The sequence below is a fragment of the Winogradskyella sp. genome, assembly GCF_013213975.1.
GTDB lineage: Bacteria > Bacteroidota > Bacteroidia > Flavobacteriales > Flavobacteriaceae > Winogradskyella.
Genome location: NZ_JABSST010000026.1, coordinates 1 through 21,466, shown reverse-complemented (window position 1 = coordinate 21,466; position 21,466 = coordinate 1). Strand labels below are relative to the sequence as shown.

Here is a 21,466-nt window from a genome sequence, read left to right as displayed (position 1 = left end):
GAGGTTATTAGATTTTAAAGATAAAAAAAACCTGTCTCAAACGAATTGAAACAGGTACTATATTTAATTTAAAACTTATTCTTTAACTTATACCAGCATTGTCACAGGGTTCTCAATATAACCTTTAAGTGTTTGTAGGAATTGAGCTCCAGTAGCACCATCTACCGTTCTATGGTCACAGGCCATAGTGAGTTTCATCGTATTTCCTGGAACAACTAATCCGTTTTTGACAACAGGCTTTGAAATTATGGCTCCTACGGATAAAATTGCGGAATTCGGTTGATTAATAATGGAGGTGAAACTTTCGATTCCAAACATCCCTAAATTAGAAATGGTAAAAGTACTACCTTCCATTTCATCTAGGGTTAATTTTTTGTTTCTTGCTTTTCCCGCATAGTCTTTAACTGCTGCACCTATTTGTGTTAGACTTTGCTCATTCGCAAATTTAACAACTGGTACGACAAGGCCATCAGGAACTGCTACAGCCACTCCGATGTGAACATGATTATTCAACTTCATGCGATCATCAAACCACTGAGAATTAACCTGAGGGTGTTGCTTCAATGCTAAAGCACACGCTTTAACAATCATATCATTATAAGAAATCTTCGTATCTGGTAAGGAATTGTATTGTGCTCTAAAAGCAATTGCATTATCCATATCAAACTCCACATTTAGATAATAATGCGGAGCTGTAAATTTAGATTTTGCTAAATTCTTTGCAATAGCCTTACGCATGTTTGAGTTTGGCACTTCATCAAAATCTTCTTGACCAGAAGGTACAAATTTTGCAACGGTTGCGGATGAATGTACTGCCGGGGTAAAGTTTTCAATATCACGTTTAATGATTCTGCCATTTTCCCCAGACCCACTAATATGAGATAGGTTGATCCCTTTCTCTTCTGCCATCTTTTTAGCCAATGGTGACACAAATAATCGTCCACCGTCTGAATTTGAAGAAGACACTACAGGAGTTGGTTTAGGCGCTTCTGTTTTGGTTTCAACAGGTTTTGGTGCCTCAACTTTCTTTTCCTCTTTCTTAGGCTCAGCTTTAGGTTCTGAACCACCGACCTTAAAATTCATAGCAACTCCCGACACATCAGTCCCAGCAGGACCTATAATTGCCAAGAGTGCATCAACCTTGGCTGATTCTCCTTCTTGTAATCCAACGTGTAAAAGCGTTCCAGACTGAAAAGACTCAAACTCCATAGTCGCTTTATCTGTTTCAATCTCTGCTAAAATATCGCCCTCTTCAACTTGATCTCCAACATGTTTTAACCAAGATGCTACCGTTCCTTCTTCCATAGTATCACTTAATCGTGGCATAGTCACAACAGTTACACCTTCTGGTATTTCTAAATCTGCTGATGACTCTGCATTGTCAGTAGCAGGAGTTTCTAATTCTATTGATGTATCTTCATTAGTGACCTCTTTTGGCGAATCACTAGAGCTTCCATTAAGTAAACCTGTAATGTCCTCACCTTCTTCTCCAATGATAGCAAGTAAAGAATCTACTTTTGCTGTCTCACCTTCCTGTATACCTATATGAAGTAAAATTCCCTCATTGAAGGATTCAAACTCCATAGTTGCTTTATCCGTTTCAATCTCAGCTAAAATATCACCTTCTTCAACCTTATCGCCTACTTTTTTTAACCAGGTCGCAACGGTTCCTTCTTCCATTGTGTCGCTTAATCGCGGCATATTAATTACTTCAGCCATAGCTTATAATTTATGAGGTATAAATGGATAATCTTTTTGTTCATAAACCGCATCATACATCACATTCTTTGATGGATATGGAGAGTCCTCAGCAAATTTCTCACATTCCGACACTCTATCCTTTACACGCTTATCAATTACTTTTATCGCATCTTCTGTCGCATATTTCTTTTCGAGAATAATATCTTTCACCTGAGTGATAGGATCAATCTTTTTATATTCTTCGACTTCATCTTTCGTTCTATAATGCTGAGCATCAGACATTGAATGTCCTCTGTAACGGTAAGTTTTAACCTCCAAAAATGAAGGTCCACCACCTTGGCGTGCTCTTTGGATAGCTTCATCGAAAGCTTCTGCAACCTTGATTGGATTCATTCCGTCAACAGGACCTGAAGGCATTTCATAACCTAAACCTAATTTCCAAATATCTGTATGGTTAGCTGTACGCTCTACTGACGTACCCATAGCATATCCATTATTTTCACAAACAAAAACTACCGGTAAGTTCCAAAGCATCGCTAAATTAAATGTTTCATGCAATGATCCCTGTCTAGCGGCACCATCACCAAAGCAACAAATGGTTACAGCATCACTTCCATGATATTTGTCTCCAAATGCAATTCCTGCTCCTAGTGGAATCTGACCACCTACGATACCGTGGCCGCCATAAAAACGATGCTCCTTAGAAAATATGTGCATAGACCCACCTAGCCCTTGAGAAGTACCAGTTGCTTTTCCGTATAATTCTGCCATTACACGCTTCGGATCTACTCCCATACCTATTGGTTGTACATGATTGCGATAAGCCGTAATCATCTTATCTTTAGTAAGGTCCATTGCATGTAAAGCTCCTGCTAAAACAGCCTCTTGACCATTATATAAATGTAGAAAACCTCTAACTTTTTGCTGAATATAAACAGCCGCAAGTTTGTCCTCAAATTTTCTCCAAAACAGCATGTCTTCATACCATTTTAAATAAACCTCCTTAGTTATCTTTTGCATTTTTTTGATTCGTTCTTTTTATCGGATTAACAAAAATAACATAATAGTTAGTAATCAAAAAACCGAAAATTGTAATTTTTGTCCGAAAACGTTATAGATAGCTTCTATCGAATCCAACAGGTAATAAATTAGCTAATGAATGAGATTTCACTACCTTTCCTTTTGCTCCCATAAAATAAATTTCAATAGGTTGATCTTGTTTAATTTCGTATTCAGCAATAGCCTGCCGACAAGCACCACATGGTGGAATTGGTGTGTCTGTAATTTGATTTTGTGAGGAGGCTGTTAAGGCCATTTTCAAGATTTTAGCGCTTGGATACTTAGCACCTGCATAATAGATTGCAGTGCGCTCTGCACACAGCCCAGAAGGATAAGAGGCATTTTCTTGATTACTTCCAGAAACAATTTCACCATTATCTAATAAAATTGCTGCACCAACATTAAATTTCGAATAAGGAGCATAAGCTTTATTACGTGCTATAATAGCAGCATTCATTAAGTCTTGAATATCCTTAGGAAGCTCTACAATATTACTATAAACCTGCAATGTAGTTTCTAATTTAACCTCCTTCATATGTATTAATGTTATAAGACAAAAAAACTATTGCTTTAGAAACAATAGTTTTCAATTTCTGATTATATTTTAGTTCTAATATTCGTCATAAGTACCATCACCAAAGTTAAAGGTTAAAGAGAAACGTAAAGTATTTTCTAATGGACTCTGAACTCTTGATGCAGAAAACAAGTAAGACAAATCAAGATTGATCGTTGTATATTTAAATCCAGCTCCAATAGCGAAGAACTTTCGCGCTCCTTTATCTTCTGCTTCATTAAAATATCCCGCTCTAAAAGCAAAGTTTTCTTGGTAAGTATACTCAGCCCCAAGTGCCCAAGTAAACTCTCTTAATTCTTCACTAAATCCACCTGGCGCATCACTAAAGGATTGAAAAACTCCGCTTAAAAAACTCACATTATTATCTTGACCTTGTGTTATAATTGTTGGTTCGCCTTCATCTACATCTGGTGTAGAAGGATCGTCAATAGTCTGTTCACCGTCACCATTGGTATCAACAAAACCATACAAAGGCGGAGTCGGCACTAACAGCTTAGTAACCTCAGCAGTGATACCTAACTTACTATACTCGTCGAAAATAAAGTCGAAACCTGCTCCTAATCTTAAGTTAGTGGGTTGAAAATTTTCTCTACCCCCATCATCATATTTAAACTTTGGGCCTAGATTTTGAATAGCGAAACCTGCTCGCCACCTCCCATTAAAGTCATTATAGGCTTCTTCCTCACTTTGATAATAACCCGTAATATCTGCTCCAAACGTACTTGCAGCGTCCGCATTTGGATCGACTTGATCAATCCTTAAATCAGATCTCATATAACGCACGGCAACAGCCATTGAAAATTGGTCAGCCAACCTTAAGGTATACGCTACATCAGCTGTGAATTCATTTGGTTTAACATTAATACCTGGATCATTTTCACCTTGAGTTAAGGTAATTTCTCCTAAACTAAAATACTTAAAACTCGCGGATACCGCACTATATTCATTTAATCTGTTGAAATAAGTAGCATAGCTAATTGAAATATCATTAACCAACCTACTTAAATATGGAGTATAACTTAAACTTACACCAGATTTAGCTTCTGAAAAGACATACTTAGCAGGATTCCATTGTTGCGAAAAACCATCAACAGAAGTTGCAACTCCCATATCCCCCATGGATGCTGATCTAGCGTCAGGTGCTATAAGCATAAAAGGAACACCTGTAGTAATAACGGAGGACTGATCTGGAAATGTTATAGTTTCTTGAGCAAAATTAAAGTTAAAGGTTACTAAAGCGATAAGGGTTACTGCGTATTTCTTCATGTTCATTATTAAGTTATCAACACTAAGCAATCAGTGTCAATCATTAGCAAATATAATTTATTATTAGAGTATCACAAGTTTTTGTATTTTTTCAACTTGCTTATTTAAACGGTTAGATTTCACTTTTAGTTTATAGATATAGACCCCTTTTCCTATTTTATCACCAAAATCATCTCTACCGTCCCAAACAATATCTTTAGATAAAGCACTAACAGATTTACTGCCACTGCTTGTTTGCCCATTAAGTGTTCTAACTAATTTTCCTGATACTGTAAAAATTTGAACTGACACATCTAAAGGATCACTACTATTGTGATTAAACCAAAATTCAGTATAATTAACAAATGGATTAGGATAGTTTAAAACATTCTCTATTACCAGCTCGTCATCTTCATCAAAAACTCTAAATTGTAGTTCTGCTGTTGATGAATTGTTGTAAACATCCCATGCTTTAAAGGTTAGGGTATGAGGTCCAGGTTCTAAATCTCTGAATGGATAGGATACAGTACCATTTGTATAGTCATCTACACTAGCTTGATAATAATCATTCAAAACCAATGGATTAGTTTCATCACCGTCTATTACGACAGTAATATCATGTCCGATCCCACTTGCTGTGTTTATGCCATTCTCATCCTGCAATTTTGCTATTAGACTGGGAGACTCGTTTGTGATTCCACCAGAAACAAAATTTTCATCATTCATAAACAAATTTATAACGGGACCGATATTATCTTGTGGTGCATTTTCATTTATTCCACCGACTTCTATATCAAAATTCGCCCCAGCCTGATTAGAAAGTGGATTATTTGTTTGGGCATAGAAGCTTACTCTTCCATTGCCAACAGGTATACCAATATCCCTAGGCACAACAAAATCGACTTCAAACTCACCATTGACAACAGATGCTTGACCCTTAAAAATAATTTCACCCAAGGTTGTAAAATCTAATCGTATGGGACCATTATTATCATTAACGTTATCATTAGCAAGTGTCTGGCGTGATATTTTCTTATCGTATACAGTTGCTGTTAATGTCCCATTGTAGTTGGATAATAAATTGCCATTGGTATCGGTAACTTCACCAGCCAATTTTGTATAACTCAAGGCTTTAAGTGTATCTATAGGTTGTGTAATATCCACATCATTAACCCTTGTTAATCTAATATCAGGTTCCGGAAAGGCTAACTTCATTGCTGGATCTCCAATTAGAAAAACTAACCTTTTTTGACTTATACCAGCAATGTTATTATCAATTTTAGTGAGTCGCAAAGCCTCTCCAATACTAGGATAATTATTAGATCCATATGCAAACAGATAATCATCCAATACCTCATTATAAGAAACACCTACAGTAACAAATATTTGACGTGTTGTTGTAATAAGAGCAACTGCACCACCAGTTTTATTCCAAAATGTAAATTCACCTGCAGTATCTCTACCTGGATCATCAAATTTGGTATACTCACATGTTACGGTTACAAACAAATTATACTTACATACATTATTTACCTCTTGAGCGTCAAAAATATCAAATATGCGTTCCTTTGCTAAACCATTCTCACCACCATGACCAAAATAATTAACTACACTAGCTCCAACTTCAATAGCATCCTTCACCGCTTCATTTACTTCAGGATATCGGTCACCTGCAGCTGAGGATTCCTGTTCAAATGCGTCTGTATGGATCTTTACAACATTAAAAAATGGTTTTTCTGCTTCAATTTCAGTGCCAATGCCGTCTGTAGTCTCTTGCAAGATACGCTCCCATTGTTCATCAACATCATCAGAAATGAGTATCACATTATTCCTCCAACTTCCATAAGCTTCTGGTTGGTAATAAGCCTCAATCTTGTCAACCATCTCTTTAGCGCGCTGAGCGTTTTCTGCTAATATTCTTCCAACCGCAATATCCATACGATCCAAATTACTCATAGAGCCTTCATTGAAATCTAGCATCGCGTAAAAATCATCAGAAACAAAGGAATTGGTAAGACTAAAACTATTAGTGGAATACCATGACGGAACTAAATTAGTGTTGTTATTAATTCTGTCTTTATAATCGTAAGAACCTTCACCAAATAAGCACAAATATTTGAGTCTATTGTCTGGGCTACTAGCATTATCATAAACGTATTTCACAAAATTGCGTAATGCTGCAATATCCTGACTACCAGTACTAAACTCATTGTAAATTAATTGTAGATCAACTACTTTAACATTCAAATTATACTGATTCCTATCTATTTCTGCTAGTCTTTCAGCCTGAGCTAATAATGGCGTAGGTGCAAGAATTAGATAATCAATATCTTCAAAAGCCCCTTGAGCATTATTAAAAATGGTTCCCTTTAAATTTTGATTAGCCACTCTGGTATCTGAATCTCTACTTGGCTCTAAAAAATTATTAGCTGAAAATGCTACATATGTTCTTTCTTCGCCTGAAATTGCTTTAAAAGACAAGTTTGAAAGTCCTTCCGGATTTTCATAATTTGTTACGTTGAATCGATCTGTTATATCCCAAACTTCTTGTAATCCGCCTGCATTAGAAATGGTGTATTCCGCAATTCCAGGGGTTGTCACTACTTCTCTACTTTTAAAGCATAGCTGCTCGCCTTGATAAGTCAAGCTTCGTGTTGCTTCGATATTAATAAAATCTAAATATGCTTTCGCAGAAGGATTCCCATTATTATTATAGTCGAGGGTTACCGTAATATCATCAGAATTAAGATTTAAATTTTGCCCATACGATGCAGCCGTTCCTAAAACAGATCCTGGATTAATAGATCCCAGATTTAAACTAGACAGAAAATTTCCATTAATTGTAATACCCATAGTTGAACCAGCAGTCTCAGAGACTGAACCAACAGATAGGTCAACACGAACAGGTTCGCTCGTTATAAGTCCAGGGAATTGAAAATTATAAACACGTTGATTTTCGATATCAAATTCATCACCAAACCAACGACGACCTAATTTGGCCAGATTGTATTCATCAACCTCATAAAATTGGTAATCCTGAAAAGTAGTGACTTGAACATCGGGTGCATCTGGAATTGTTGGCATTGCAGCAATTCGCTTACCAGCACCTGAACTTACATTAACATAATAATAAGTCTTGTCCACATACAAATTTAAATTAGTGTTACTTTCTTGACTGTAGGTTTTTGGACCTTCACCATAAAACAAAATGTAATCACCATTATCAAAACTGCCATCTTCTTCACCAATAAACTTAATAGCATTTTCTACGATATCATAAGGGTATTCAGCAGAATTTAATAATGGTAGCATCCTGCCACCATTACCAAAAATTTTAATAGTTCTTGGATCTACAGAATTTGTATTAATTCCTAAATCATTTAAAAACCCTTTGGTTAATCTAAAAACACCCGAGTCTTCAATATAGAACTTATACCACTCCCCATTACTTAGAACTGAATTTACGATCTGGCTATTACTCTGATTTTGATTTCTTCCAGCTAATGCATTGTAATTTATGGTAAAAGACTGTATTTTTTTGTAGACCCCTCTGTCCTTAATAATAGGACTTATCTCAAAATAATAGGCATATTTATTTCTGGCTTTCGTATTAAATAGTTGAAAAATTGGTTCTGAAGGAATTAAGTTCGGATCCAAATTATTGAGATCTGCCAAACTTATAACTTCGTAGTTAACATTTGATAAGCTCACCGCATTTTCGTCAATAGCAGTAGCAATCCCTTCCCATTGTGTAAAATATCTTAAGCCCCTCTCATTGTCATAACTGAAATGTCTTGAATCAAATGATGGCACAATTTTATTACCGTATGCCGTTTCAAGTTCAACAGAACCATTCCAAGGAATATCAAATTGCTTTTGCTGACCAAATGCTAGTAACACACCAAAAACAAAAATTATTAACAAGCAATTTTTCATCTGTATGCTGATGGTTTAATTTTTTGACAAATTTTACTTTTTGTAAACACTAACCTGAATTTAGTAAAATTTATAGTAAAATAACGCCTAAATTTAAACCTTATTATGAGGCATCAATTTTAATTTCAAAGGTACAACAATAATTCTTTTTTGTACTCGTTATTAAAGAGCAAAATACATCGATAAATGGTTAAAAATCCGTTATTGTGTCAAAAAAAAAGGATGAAATGCACATTTTTTTGAATTTTCAAGCAAAAAAAAGTTGTCAGTTTACCTTTAATTCTTATATTGCAGAACTATAATTAAACGAGCTTACTTAAACATATGGATATGAAAAATGTCTCAAACCTCAAATTTTTAGTCGTTGCCGTGCTTTGCATTAGCATTGCCAGTTGTAAACGATCATCTAATTCCAGTAACGTAGATAGCGCTACAGGTTGGAAAATTAATGATAAAAATGGTGGCTTTCAATACAACACCAATTTTAAAGAACAAGAAACCCCACCAGGTACTGCTTTCGTTGAAGGAGGTACATTTACCATGGGTAAAGTTCAAGATGATCCAATGCACGATTGGAACAATACACCTAATCAGCAGCACATTCAATCCTTTTACATGGATGAAAATGAAGTTACTAATGTGAATTATTTATACTATTTACATTATCTTAAGAGCGTATATCCTCCGGATGATCCAAATTATGCACTTATCTATAAAGGTGCCTTACCAGACACTTTGGTTTGGAGAAATCGTTTAGGTTACAATGAAATGATGACTGAAAACTACTTACGCCATCCTGGATATGCAAATTACCCAGTGGTTGGTGTGAGCTGGATTCAAGCAGTTGAATATGCAAACTGGAGATCAAATAGAGTTGCAGAGTTGTCATTACAAGAAGCTGGTTATATTAAGAGAGACGCACATTTAACAGATTTAAATGCTGAAAGCACTTTTGATGTGGACACTTACATAAATGCCCCAACACAAACTTATGGCGGAAGTTCAGAGGTTTTGGAAGGTGGAAAGCGCAGACAACAAACTGATGCAGATGGAAACCCAATTAATGTTTATGCTAATAAAGAATCTGGTTTAATTCCTGTAAAATATAGACTTCCAACAGAAGCAGAATGGGAATATGCTGCCCTAGGCATGAGTGAATTAAGAAGCTACAATGTATATAGAGGTCGTAAAAAATATCCTTGGGATGGTCAATACACTAGATCTGGAAAGCGTGTAAACCGTGGTGATCAACTTGCTAACTTTAAGCAAGGTAAAGGTGATTATGGTGGAATTGCAGGATGGTCTGATGATGGTGCAGATATTACAGCTGAAGTTAAGTCTTATCAACCAAATGATTATGGATTATACGACATGGCTGGAAATGTTGCTGAATGGGTGGCTGATGTATACAGACCAATTGTTGATGATGAATTCAATGATTTTAACTATTACAGAGGTAACGTTTACACTAAGAATGCCTTAAACGAAGATGGTACCGTGAAAGTAGTTACTGTTGATGAAATTGTATATGATACTTTAAGTAATGGTAAAGTGATCGCTAGAAACCTCCCTGGTGAAATCGCAAAGATCCCTGTAGATGACAAGGACACCTATTTAAGAACTCAATTTGATAAGAGTGATAACAGAAACTTTAGAGATGGTGATAAACGTTCTTCGCGATACTACAGAGAAAGTTTTGATGAAGGAGACGATAGACTTGATGCAACTGGGAAGATGTATAATTCTCCTAAGCACCGTGTAGAAATGGATTCAGTTGAAGGAAAAATATTGAGATCATACGATAAATCTAATAACAGAACATCTTTAATTAACGACGAAGTAAGAGTATTCAAGGGTGGTTCTTGGAGAGATAGAGCTTATTGGATCGATCCGGCTCAACGCCGTTATTTCCCTCAAGATATGGCCACAGATTACATTGGCTTTAGATGCGCTGTATCAAGAGTTGGTTCAAAATCTGTGAAAAATCAGAAAAAACGCAATTAATAAATTCGTTTTAATAAATCAAAAAAGTCCTGATGAAATTCATCAGGACTTTTTTAATTTTAGCCTCATGGACATAGAATTATTATATCAGAAATTTAAAGAATGTAAACGGATATCCAAGGATACCCGCAAAATAGAATCTGGTGATATGTATTTTGCTTTAAAAGGGGGTAATTTCGATGGAAATGATTTCGTAGATAAAGCGTTTAAAAACGGTGCAAAATATTGTGTTGTTGATAATGTACATGCTGCAATTAACCAAAACTGTCTCTTAGTACCTGATGTCTTATCTAGCCTCCAAGCATTAGCCACTCATCATAGAAAAATGTTAGATATAACAATCATTTCATTAACCGGCAGCAATGGAAAAACAACAACAAAAGAACTCATAAAATCAGTGTTGTCTTCAAGCTATAAGGTAAAGGCTACTATTGGTAATTTAAACAATCATATTGGTGTACCTTTAACGTTATTATCCTTCTCAAACGAATTAGATTTTGGTATTGTTGAAATGGGCGCGAACCATCAAAAAGAGATAGAATTTTTAAGTAACATCGCACTTCCAGATTATGGCTTAATTACCAATTTCGGCAAGGCACATTTAGAAGGTTTTGGTGGTGTTGAAGGAGTTATTAAAGGTAAGTCTGAATTATATGACCATCTCAAACTTCACAATAAGTATGTATTTATTAATAATGACGATGACAAACAAATTGAGCAGATTGGCAATTACTCAAATATAATTTCATTTGGTTCTGATCAGACAAACAACTGTACAATTAACTTTAAAAAGGCGAACCCGTTTGTTAGTTTGTCTTATGATACCATAGAAATTAATACGGCATTAATAGGAGAATATAATTACGGGAATATTGCTGTTGCAATTGCCATTGGTAATTATTTTAATGTTACTACCCCTAAAATTAAAAAAGGAATTGAATCTTACCACCCAAATAATAATCGCTCAGAAATTATAGAAAAGAGCAACAATAAAATCATTTTAGATGCCTACAATGCCAATCCCACAAGTATGCTAGCAGCATTGAAGAATCTCTTACAACTTGACACCGATAACAAATTTATGTTTTTAGGAGACATGTTTGAATTGGGTGAAGAAGCCGCAACAGAACATCAATCTATTGTGGACTTTGCTGAAGCAAACTTTGATGAAAATATTTACTTAATTGGTAACAACTTTTATAAAACTGAAATTAGAAAAACAACCAATAAGTATAATAGCTTCGAAGATTTAAAGCCCATTTTAAAAACTTTGAAAATAGAAAATGCAACGGTCTTAATAAAAGGCTCAAGAGGAATGGCCCTTGAGCGTATTTTAGAAGAATTATAAAACGTTGTTGTGGGTCATACTGGATTCGAACCAGTGACTTCTACCCTGTCAAGGTAACACTCTAAACCAACTGAGTTAATGACCCTAGTTTAAAACGAAAAAGTCCACATTTCTGTGAACTTTTTGTGGGCGCGAAGGGATTCGAACCCCTGACCCCTTGGGTGTAAACCAAGTGCTCTGAACCAACTGAGCTACGCGACCTAAATATTAGGACTGCAAATATAGACTAGTTTTTAAAATCTCAAAAGTAATTTTATTAAAAAATTAAATTATTTCAGCTACGACAAAAGTTCTCCATCCTACATAAATTAAATCCTCTTCTTTAGCACATTGTTTTGCAGATTTTAGAGCCAATGCAACACTTTCATAAGCATCACCTTTGTAACCCTTTTTCAAGAAATAATTCTTAAGTTGTGTTTCACTTAAACCACGTTTTACATTGGGTTTACAAAAGTAATAGATAGCATTTTTCGGTAACAAGTTATGTATAGAATCTAAATCTTTATCACTAACAACACCAAAAATAATATGTAATGCATTATAGGACTCTGTCTTTACTTGATTCATTGTGTAAGCAAGTCCTTCTTTGTTGTGAGCAGTATCACATATAATTTTTGGTTTCTCTTTTATTGTCTGCCAGCGTCCTTGTAGGCCTGTATTCTTTATAACATTTAGAAGTCCCCCTTTAAGCGCGTTACGATTTATTAAAAACCCTAAATTATTTAAAATCTTAACCGATTGCATCACTGCTTTTATATTATGCCTTTGGTAGGTTCCTTTTAAATCACTCTCGAACGCCCTATTTACTAATTGATCTGCAAAATATATTTGAGATCCTTTAGACTGTGCCTTTACTTTAAAAACAGATTGAGTTTCAGGTTGTGTTTCGCTGATTACTACAGGAACACCTTCTTTAATAATTTCTGCTTTTTCACCCGCAATCTTCTCTAGGGTATCTCCCAAAAATTGCATGTGGTCAAAACCAATATTTGTAATTACTGACAACTCAGGTGTAATAATATTTGTTGAGTCTAAACGTCCTCCGAGGCCAACTTCTATTACAGCAACATCCACCTTTTGCTTAGAAAAATAATCAAATGCCATTCCCACTGTCATCTCAAAAAAAGACAACTGCTCAGTTTCAAAGAATATCTTATTCCGTTTGACAAAACCAATTACAAATTGTTTACTTATAACTTTACCATTAATTCGTATCCGTTCTCTAAAATCTTTGAGATGTGGAGACGTATATAATCCAACTTTATAACCGGCTTTCTGGAGAACAGAGGCCAACATATGACTTGTTGAACCTTTACCATTGGTACCAGCCACATGGATGGATTTAAATCTACGTTCTGGATTTTGTAAATGATGGGCAAGCTTTAAGGTATTTGATAAATCTTCCTTGTAAGCTGACTTACCCTTATTTTGATACATAGGAAGTTGTTGAAACATCCATTGAACAGTATCAGTGTAATTCATTGAAATTTAATTAGGTGTAAAGTTGATTCTTACCTTGCCATATTGTCTAGCTGGTGCTTTGGAATCAGGTGGCCATTTATAAGATAATGCAATTTTTTTTGCAACATCTTTTAGACAAGCAGTTATATTATTACTACCTCTCACGCCAGGAGTAGCTTCAATTACCCGTCCTTCTCTATTTACTACAATTTGTACAATTATAGTCCCATATTCATTTTCACAGCCTTCTTCTTTTTTAAATGTGGCTTTCCCTCTTCCGTTTAGTCCCACTCCGATACCACCTTCGCCAGCTCCTGGAATTCCATTGTAAGGCGCATATGGATTACCATCCAAATCACCTTTATTACCTCCTTGACTATCTATGCCTTCACCACCATCATCATTACCATTGGAGTTTTTAACGCCACCGATTAGGTCATCAAGCTTTTTAGCTTTTTCTGCTTTTTCTCGACGCTCACGCTCTTCTGCTTTACGTTTTTCACGTTCAATACGCTCTGCTTCGGCCTTTGCTTTAGCTTCTGCTTCCTTTTGTTTTTTAATGGCAATGGCTTCCGCATTTTCTTCAGTCATTACCTCTTCAGTTTTTGTGGTCGTTTTCGTTGGCTCCGATTTCGAGGTCACAGGTTGTGGATCGTCTACCACTTTCTCTTCAACAGCCTGTCTCGGTTGAGATAATGGCCTATTTCCACTTCCAAAATCTGTGTTTCCAAAATTGACAGCGACACCATATTCATCAGGTGGATCTAAATATTGAGGCCCCATAAAGAACAGTAATAAGAACAAGATCAAAGCAATTAGTGCTGTGATCCGTGCCGAATTACGTTGATGTTTGGTCTCAAAATATTTCATACTGAATACATTTTAATAATGCAATTTCAAAAATGATGCCGTTTAATTTGGTTTAACTGCAAGAATTACCTTAAACTTATTTCTATTGGCTATGTCCATTACCTTAACTACATTCTCTACTGGAACAGATTTTTCTGCTCTTAGCACAATAGTAGGCTCTTTTTGTTTAGATAATATAGATATTAATTGATCCTCTAATACGCTTTCTCCAACACGGTTTTGATCAATATAATAGGTCAAATCTTTTTTTATACTTACTGCTGTGGATTTCTTATTCTCAGTTTTACCACTTGCCTTAGGTAAAATAATATCAATGGCATTGGTCGTTACTAAGGTAGACGCAATCATGAAAAAGATAAGTAACAAGAATACAATATCAGTCATTGAAGCCATATTGAATTCTGGTTTTACTTTATTTCGTCCTCTAATATTCATATTAGATCGGTTCGTTTAATAAATCCAGAAACTCTGTTGAATTAGCTTCCATTTGATGAACCACCTTATCTGTTTTAACGACAATATGGTTGTAAGGAACATACGCTACAATACCAACTATTAATCCTCCAACTGTCGTTGTCATTGCAGTATACAAACCACTAGCTAGAACATCCATTTGAATGGTACCACCTGCATTGGCCAATTCAAAAATTGATAAGATCATTCCAACTACAGTTCCTAAGAATCCAATCATAGGAGCAACTCCAGAAATTGTTGCTAAAATACTGACGTTTTTTTCCAAACTATAAATCTCAAGACGACCTGCATTTTCAATCGCAGTATTAATATCCTCAAGTGGCTTACCTATTCTAGTAATGCCCTTAGCTATTAATCGGGACACTGGTGAATTCTGCTGTGCACATAACATTTGAGCTGAATCAATTTTACCATTACTTACATGATCTTTAATTTGATTCATAAAATTTGAATCCACCTTTGATGCTGCTTTAATTGCAAAAATGCGCTCAAAATAGATATAAGTAGCTATAATAAGTAATAGGAATAAAATTAAAATAATGACCATTCCAGACGTACCACCACTAGTTATTAATTCAATAATCGATAGTGTCTTTTCAACTTGTTCACCATCAGTAACCATATCGGTTACTTCTTGAATATTACTTAGTAATATCATATAATAAGTTTTAAGTTTTAAAAGTTTCTGTTAGTTATAACGCTGCATTTCTAACTTAAGTATATTAGAAAATTGCTCTTGTTGCCATAAATGCAAGTGCACCAGCCAAAAATCCAACTAGAGCGAGCCAAGCGATTTTTTTAAGGTACCAGAAAAAGTCAATTTTTTCCATACCCATAGCTACAACGCCTGCAGCAGAACCTATAATGAGCATACTTCCACCAGTACCAGCAGAATATGCAATGAAGTGCCATAATTGATTATCTAAAGGTTCAGAGAACATCCCTAAACTTGCTGCAACCAGCGGAACATTATCAATCACCGCAGATCCTACACCAAGTAATAATACTACCAAATCAGACACAACCGTTCCTGCTGGTTCTGTACCTATTAATCCCACGTTTTCTTTTAAACTATCTGCAAAACCGAAAAGTATGCCTAGCGATTCTAACGCTGCCACAGCCATTAAAATTCCAAGGAAAAATAAAATACTTGGTAACTCAATTTTAGATAATGAATAATGAACTGGACTATGACTTGCGTGCACATCGTGTACACCATAAACACTAGCTGAAATTGCGAACTTTGAATTACTGTAAATTTCGGCAAAAATAGCTACAACCCCAAGTGATAACATCATGCCTACATAAGGTGGTAAATGGGTAATAACTTTAAAAATTGGAACAAAAATTATAGCGCCTAAACCTAAGAATAACATTGTAGAACTATACTTATTTCTTGGTTTACCATCATCAGGTTGTAACTCTAACTCTCCCTTAAATGGTTTTAAAAGGGATGCGATAAATGTTGGAATAACCATACATAAAAGAGATGGAATAAATAAGTAAACAAATAGCTTTCCTGTCGAAACCTTATCGCCTATCCAAAGCATCGTCGTTGTAACATCGCCAATTGGTGAGAACGCACCACCAGCATTGGCAGCGATAATAATCAATCCAGCGTACCAAATTCTTATATCTCTATCTTTAACTATTTTCTGAAGTATGGAAATTAAAACAATTGTTGCCGTCAGATTATCTATGATTGCAGACAAACCAAATGCCAAACCACAAAACATCCAAAGCAACTTTTTTCGGCTATTAAATTTAACTGCAGACTTAATAGTAGAAAACCCATCAAAATAATCTATGATTTCAACAATGGTCATAGCACCAAGCAAAAACACCAATATTTCAGCAGTTTTTCCTAGATGATGAAGAAGAGTTTCTTCCATTAAGTGCATTTTTTCTTCATGACCTAATCCATCAAAATTCTCCATTAAACTATGCTTAGCAGAGTCAAACCATTGCGAAAAATCATCAATCCCTAATGAAATTAAAGCCCAACTTATTGCCATCATCACTAATGCTGGGATTAATTTGTCGATTTTAATATTGTGTTCAAGGGTTATTGCTAAATAACCAAAAACAAATACAAGGATGATAACGGTTTCCATAATAATGTATGCTTTTTAAATCAACTGTTTTAGTGCAATTTCAAAAGCAGTTGCACTAATTCCAGTTTTCGATGGATTATTGTCTTTAACTTTTGATAAGGCTTTTCGTATAACATCCGATGTATCTTGGAAAATTGCCTCATCAGTCATTTGAACTTTACGTTCCATAAAGTAAGCAAAAACTCTGGCCATTCCACAATTTGAAATAAAATCTGGAATTAAACTAACTTTTTGATCAGTATGTTCCATTATTGGGCCAAAAAAGATTTCTTTATCGGCAAATGGTACATTGGCACCACAACTAATAACCTCTAATCCAGTAGAAATCATTTGATCTATTTGACCTTGTGTAATTAATCTTGAGGCAGCACATGGGGCAAATACTTCAGTTTCCAAGGACCAAATTCTTTCATTAATTTCATCGAATGGAATTAAACTATTAGCTACAAGAGTATTGCCTTTTTTATTTAAGTATAAATCTGTAATATCTTCGAATGAAAATCCATCTGAATTAATAAGTCCACCGACACGATCTATTATACCTACTATTCTAGCTCCCATTTGAGAGAAATAAAAAGCTGCTGCCGCTCCTACATTTCCAAAACCTTGTACAACAACGCGCTTACCTTCTATTGAATCCTCTTGAAGATCATAAAAATGTTTTGCTGCAACCGCCACACCATATCCCGTAATCATATCAGCAACAGTATACTTCTTAGATACATTTGGAGAATAATTAGGGTTTTCAATGACTTTAATAACACCTTGACGTAATTGCCCTATTCTGTTTATTTTATCGGCTTGAGTAGGTTTAAAATGTCCTTCAAAAACGCCTTCTTGAGGGTGCCATACTCCACTCTCTTCTGTAATTGGAATAACTTCATGAATTTCATCAACATTTAAATCGCCACCTGTTCCATAATAGCTTTTCAACAAGGGAGAAACTGCGGCATACCAACGCTCCAAAACACCTTTTTTTCTCTCATCATCTGGGTCAAAATTTATTCCTGATTTAGCACCTCCAATTGATGGTCCTGATACGGTAAATTTTACCTCCATAGTTTTAGCAAGGGACAAAACTTCATTTTTATCCAGTCCTTTACGCATTCGTGTTCCGCCACCTGCTGCACCACCTCTTAGAGAATTTATTACAGTCCAACCTTGAGCTTCTGTTTCTGGGTCATTCCAATGAAAGACAATTTCTGGCTCCCTATTTTCGTATTTCTGAAGTAATTTTTTAATCAATTGTAATCTATTTAGTTAGTTCAACAAATATAAAAAACTCTCAATCCTTGAAAGTGAAATTAAGATTAATTTTAAGTGTTTGGAAGCAAAATTTTCCCAGAAGAATGATCCGTTTTTGCACCTGTTACATCCCTTAAACAATTCACTTCATTTCGGTCTTTTAAAACACCTAAAAACCCAAAAATAAGTGCTTCTTTGAATTCAATTAAATTCGATTGAGGTATAACAATCTCACATTTTGAACGTGAAGATATCCTACTGATTAAGAAATCATTGTAAGCTCCCCCACCTGTAATTAAGACGGTTCCATTTCCTTCAGACAGAATAGTTGAGATTTGGAAAGCAATGTGTTCTACAAACGTTCTTAAAACAGACTGAACATTCAGTTTATAAGCGTCTATTACAGGAAAAATATTCTTTTTCACCCATTCTAATCCTAATGATTTAGGAGGTGTTAGATTATAAAAATCTAATCTATTTAGATCATCAAGTAACCCTATTGAAACTTTTCCTCCATTAGCTTGTATCCCTCTATCATCATACTCCAAATCTAAGAATGAGACATAATGATTTAAGACGATATTTACAGGGCAAATATCAAAGGCTATTCGAGTATTATTTTTTTCAAAAGAAATGTTTGCAAACCCTCCTAAATTCAAACAATAGTCATATTCGCTAAATAGTAGGTGGTCTCCAACAGGAACAAGAGGTGCTCCTTGGCCTCCAAAGTCAACATCTTGAATTCTAAAATCACATATCACTTTTTGTCTTAAAACGTCAGACATAATCTGAAGATTACCTATTTGATATGTTAGACCTAGTTCAGGTTGGTGAAGTGCTGTGTGCCCATGAGAAGAAATAAAATCAATAGTCTCAATTTTATTATCATGCATAAATTTTGAAATAACAGAACTTAAATACTCGGTATACTTTATATCTAAGACCTGTAAATCTTGAATTGAATAGTTTATTAAACCTTTCAGTCTAATTACCCAATCTGACGTATACGGTATTGTCTCTGCAAAAATAATTTCAAACTCCCAAGTATCATTATAATCAAATTCTGCATAGACCAAATCTATCCCATCTAAAGATGTTCCAGACATGACACCAATGACTTTATATTTAGACATTACCATATTAGTAAAAATAATATTACTTATTGAAAATACAGCAAGAATAAGTTATCTTTGCGTACATTTTTTAACAAATCAATAATTAATTTTATTTATGGAATTTAGCTTAACCGAAGAGCACTTAATGATACGTGATGCAGCCAGAGATTTTGCAAAGACAGAATTACTTCCAGGTGTTATAGAACGAGATAACACACAGACATTTCCTGACGAGCTAGTGAGAAAAATGGGAGAACTTGGATTTATGGGAATAATGGTTGACCCTAAGTATGGAGGAAGCGGAATGGACGCCATTTCTTATGTATTAATAATGGAAGAATTATCTAAAATTGACGCGTCAGCATCAGTTATGGTTTCAGTAAATAACTCGTTGGTGTGTTATGGTTTAGAAGCTTTTGGAACGGAAGAGCAAAAAGAGAAATATCTTACCAAATTGGCTAGTGGAGAACAAATTGGTGCATTCTGCCTAAGTGAACCCGAAGCAGGTAGTGATGCTACTTCTCAAAAAACGACGGCTATTGATATGGGAGACCATTATGTCATAAATGGCACCAAGAATTGGATTACCAATGGTGGTCGTTCAGATGTATATTTAGTTATTGCACAAACAGACAGAGAAAAAGGGCATAGAGGAATTAATGCATTTATTGTTGAAAAAGGAATGCCTGGATTTGATATTGGTCCAAAAGAAGATAAACTTGGAATTCGAGGAAGCGACACGCATACTTTACAATTTAATGATGTTAAGGTTCCTAAAGAAAATAGAATAGGTGAAGATGGATTTGGATTTAAATTTGCCATGAAAACACTTTCCGGTGGTAGAATAGGAATTGCCGCTCAAGCTTTAGGTATTGCTTCAGGTGCTTATGAATTAGCATTAAAGTATTCTAAGGAACGTAAGGCATTTGGTACTGAAATATCGAACCATCAAGCCATCGCATTTAAGCTAGCAGACATGTATACAGAAATTGAAGCTGCTCGTATGCTGGTTATGAAATCTGCTTGGGATAAAGATAATGGCAATAATTACGATATGTCAAGTGCTATGGCTAAACTTTATGCCAGTAAAGTAGCTATGGAACAAACAGTAGAAGCCGTTCAAATTCATGGTGGCAACGGATTTGTAAAAGAATATCACGTTGAACGTTTGATGCGTGATGCAAAAATTACACAGATTTACGAAGGTACTTCCGAAATTCAAAAAATTGTTATTTCACGAGGAGTATTAAGAGTTTAAAGAGAATATAAAATTTGTTATTGAGCCGATAATCTACTTGTTTATCGGCTTTTTAATGTTTAGTATCCAACTAAAATATTTTTAGAGCTATAAACAAAAAAACCCAGTTCTTAAAGAACTGGGTTTAAAAAAGGCGGCGACCTACTCTTCCACAAATAAGTAGTACCATCGGCGCAAACGGGCTTAACTTCTCTGTTCGGAATGGTAAGAGGTGAGCCCCGTCGCTATAACCACCTTAAGCTGTTTCGGTTGCTTGAACCGTATGTTTAACATATTGAAAAAATTACATGAACTGTACTTACTAAAAAGAGCGGCGTACAATAAGCCTATGGGTTATTAGTACTACTCGGCTATGACATTACTGCCTTTACACCTGTAGCCTATCAACGTTGTCATCTTCAACGACCCTTTAAAGAAATCTCATCTTGTGGTGGGTTTCGCGCTTATATGCTTTCAGCGCTTATCCCTTCCCAACGTAGCTACCCTGCAATGCCCTTGGCAGAACAACAGGTACACTAGAGGTTAGTCCAACTCGGTCCTCTCGTACTAGAGTCAGATCCACTCAAATTTCTAACGCCCACAGTAGATAGAGACCGAACTGTCTCACGACGTTCTGAACCCAGCTCGCGTGCCACTTTAATGGGCGAACAGCCCAACCCTTGGGACCTTCTCCAGCCCCAGGATGTGACGAGCCGACATCGAGGTGCCAAACCCCCCCGTCGATGTGAGCTCTTGGGGGAGATCAGCCTGTTATCCCCGGAGTACCTTTTATCCTTTGAGCGATGGCCCTTCCATGCGGAACCACCGGATCACTATGCTCTACTTTCGTACCTGATCGACCTGTATGTCTCTCAGTCAAGCTCCCTTATGCCATTGCACTCTACGCACGGTTACCAAGCGTGCTGAGGGAACCTTTAGAAGCCTCCGTTACTCTTTTGGAGGCGACCACCCCAGTCAAACTACCCACCAAGCACTGTCCTCATTTCTGAGTTAGGATTAAAATAAGTTAAGGGTGGTATTTCAACAATGACTCCACAACGCCTGTCGACGCCACTTCAAAGT

15 protein-coding genes, 2 tRNA genes and 2 rRNA genes are annotated in these 21,466 nt (G+C 35.7%); 3 read left to right on the top strand and 16 right to left on the bottom strand.

All coding sequences use genetic code 11. The features are described 5' to 3' along the window. Positions 1-87: 87 nt before the first annotated feature. The 5 genes from HRU49_RS05455 to porU form a co-directional block, all read right to left on the bottom strand. Positions 88-1,719, bottom strand: coding sequence for a pyruvate dehydrogenase complex dihydrolipoamide acetyltransferase (locus HRU49_RS05455; RefSeq protein ID WP_296354953.1), 1,632 nt, complete (start codon positions 1,717-1,719; stop codon positions 88-90). A gap of 3 nt (positions 1,720-1,722) precedes the next feature. Then, positions 1,723-2,721 (bottom strand): pyruvate dehydrogenase (acetyl-transferring) E1 component subunit alpha, encoded by a 999-nt coding sequence (gene pdhA / locus HRU49_RS05450; RefSeq protein WP_296354951.1) that lies wholly within the window; start codon positions 2,719-2,721, stop codon positions 1,723-1,725. A gap of 91 nt (positions 2,722-2,812) precedes the next feature. After that, complete coding sequence (gene cdd, locus HRU49_RS05445) at positions 2,813-3,295, bottom strand: cytidine deaminase (RefSeq protein WP_296354950.1); 483 nt, start codon at positions 3,293-3,295, stop codon at positions 2,813-2,815. A gap of 75 nt (positions 3,296-3,370) precedes the next feature. Continuing rightward, entirely contained in the window at positions 3,371-4,600 is a 1,230-nt protein-coding gene (porV, locus tag HRU49_RS05440) for a type IX secretion system outer membrane channel protein PorV (protein WP_296354948.1), read from the bottom strand. 63 nt (positions 4,601-4,663) lie between these two features. Beyond that, positions 4,664-8,515, bottom strand: coding sequence for a type IX secretion system sortase PorU (gene porU, locus HRU49_RS05435; protein WP_296354946.1), 3,852 nt, complete (start codon positions 8,513-8,515; stop codon positions 4,664-4,666). Positions 8,516-8,839: 324 nt separating this feature from the next. Here porU and gldJ point away from each other — a divergent pair, with 324 nt between their 5' ends. Then, positions 8,840-10,519 (top strand): gliding motility lipoprotein GldJ, encoded by a 1,680-nt coding sequence (gene gldJ / locus HRU49_RS05430; protein WP_296354944.1) that lies wholly within the window; start codon positions 8,840-8,842, stop codon positions 10,517-10,519. Between the two features lie 67 nt (positions 10,520-10,586). Next, complete coding sequence (gene murF / locus HRU49_RS05425) at positions 10,587-11,867, top strand: UDP-N-acetylmuramoyl-tripeptide--D-alanyl-D-alanine ligase (RefSeq protein WP_296354942.1); 1,281 nt, start codon at positions 10,587-10,589, stop codon at positions 11,865-11,867. Positions 11,868-11,877: 10 nt separating this feature from the next. On the opposite strand, the gene HRU49_RS05420 is transcribed toward murF, so the two are convergent. The 9 genes from HRU49_RS05420 to HRU49_RS05380 form a co-directional block, all read right to left on the bottom strand. Next, positions 11,878-11,952: transfer RNA gene (locus tag HRU49_RS05420), tRNA-Val, on the bottom strand. A gap of 41 nt (positions 11,953-11,993) precedes the next feature. Continuing rightward, positions 11,994-12,068 (bottom strand) — tRNA-Val (locus tag HRU49_RS05415). A 63-nt stretch (positions 12,069-12,131) separates the two neighbouring features. After that, positions 12,132-13,349 carry a folylpolyglutamate synthase/dihydrofolate synthase family protein gene (locus HRU49_RS05410; protein ID WP_296354940.1) on the bottom strand — a complete coding sequence of 406 codons (1,218 nt, stop codon included), beginning with the start codon at positions 13,347-13,349 and terminating at the stop codon, positions 12,132-12,134. A gap of 6 nt (positions 13,350-13,355) precedes the next feature. Then, entirely contained in the window at positions 13,356-14,198 is an 843-nt protein-coding gene (locus HRU49_RS05405) for an energy transducer TonB (protein WP_296354938.1), read from the bottom strand. A gap of 42 nt (positions 14,199-14,240) precedes the next feature. Next, positions 14,241-14,633, bottom strand: a complete 393-nt coding sequence (locus HRU49_RS05400; protein ID WP_296354936.1) for a biopolymer transporter ExbD — start codon at positions 14,631-14,633, stop codon at positions 14,241-14,243. A 1-nt stretch (position 14,634) separates the two neighbouring features. Beyond that, entirely contained in the window at positions 14,635-15,330 is a 696-nt protein-coding gene (locus tag HRU49_RS05395; protein WP_296354934.1) for a MotA/TolQ/ExbB proton channel family protein, read from the bottom strand. A gap of 64 nt (positions 15,331-15,394) precedes the next feature. After that, entirely contained in the window at positions 15,395-16,786 is a 1,392-nt protein-coding gene (nhaD, locus tag HRU49_RS05390; protein ID WP_296354931.1) for a sodium:proton antiporter NhaD, read from the bottom strand. 15 nt (positions 16,787-16,801) lie between these two features. Then, positions 16,802-18,028, bottom strand: a complete 1,227-nt coding sequence (locus HRU49_RS05385) for a Glu/Leu/Phe/Val dehydrogenase dimerization domain-containing protein (protein WP_296354975.1) — start codon at positions 18,026-18,028, stop codon at positions 16,802-16,804. Between the two features lie 74 nt (positions 18,029-18,102). Then, complete coding sequence (locus tag HRU49_RS05380) at positions 18,103-19,164, bottom strand: anhydro-N-acetylmuramic acid kinase (protein WP_363146323.1); 1,062 nt, start codon at positions 19,162-19,164, stop codon at positions 18,103-18,105. 97 nt (positions 19,165-19,261) lie between these two features. Here HRU49_RS05380 and HRU49_RS05375 point away from each other — a divergent pair, with 97 nt between their 5' ends. Then, on the top strand, positions 19,262-20,404 hold the full coding sequence (locus HRU49_RS05375; RefSeq protein WP_296354927.1) for an acyl-CoA dehydrogenase: 1,143 nt from the start codon (positions 19,262-19,264) through the stop codon (positions 20,402-20,404). Positions 20,405-20,532: 128 nt separating this feature from the next. On the opposite strand, the gene rrf is transcribed toward HRU49_RS05375, so the two are convergent. After that, positions 20,533-20,642 (bottom strand): 5S ribosomal RNA (rrf, locus tag HRU49_RS05370). A 78-nt stretch (positions 20,643-20,720) separates the two neighbouring features. After that, positions 20,721-21,466, bottom strand: a 23S ribosomal RNA gene (locus HRU49_RS05365); the annotation flags it as partial.